At 60.4% G+C, this 394-nt stretch carries 2 pseudogenes; both read left to right on the forward strand.

The annotated features are described in order from the left end of the window. Window positions 1–203 (forward strand): annotated as a pseudogene (locus tag JMA46_RS16820) (mannose-1-phosphate guanylyltransferase); the annotation flags it as partial. Between the two features lie 7 nt (window positions 204–210). Continuing rightward, window positions 211–394 (forward strand): annotated as a pseudogene (gene manB, locus JMA46_RS16825) (phosphomannomutase/phosphoglucomutase); the annotation flags it as partial.

Genomic DNA, 394 nt, shown 5'->3' on the forward strand with positions numbered 1-394 from the left:
GTGAAGGCGCCCGCGTCTTCACCGAGGACAGCACCGGGATCGTGGTGACAGACACCAAACGCGTCATCGCGCTGATAGGCATCCAGGACGTCGTCGTGGTGGACACCCCCGACGCGCTCTTGGTAACAACCCGTGCCCATTCCCAACTGGTGAAGAAGGCAGTGGACGGACTCAAAGCCAAAGGCGACACCGACGTGCTCTAGCCTCTGTATGATTGATCGTGTGACTACATCGACCAATACAAATATGGACCTGTCCAGCTCGTTTAAGGCCTACGACGTCCGTGGGATCGTCGGTACGACCATCACCGTGGGCACTGTCCGGGCCGTGGCGGCTGCCTTTGTCGACGTCCTCGGACTGACCGGGCAAACAGTGCTGGTGGGCGGCGACATGC

Origin of the sequence: Arthrobacter sp. E3, assembly GCF_017353415.1 — a bacterium.
Lineage (GTDB): Bacteria > Actinomycetota > Actinomycetes > Actinomycetales > Micrococcaceae > Specibacter.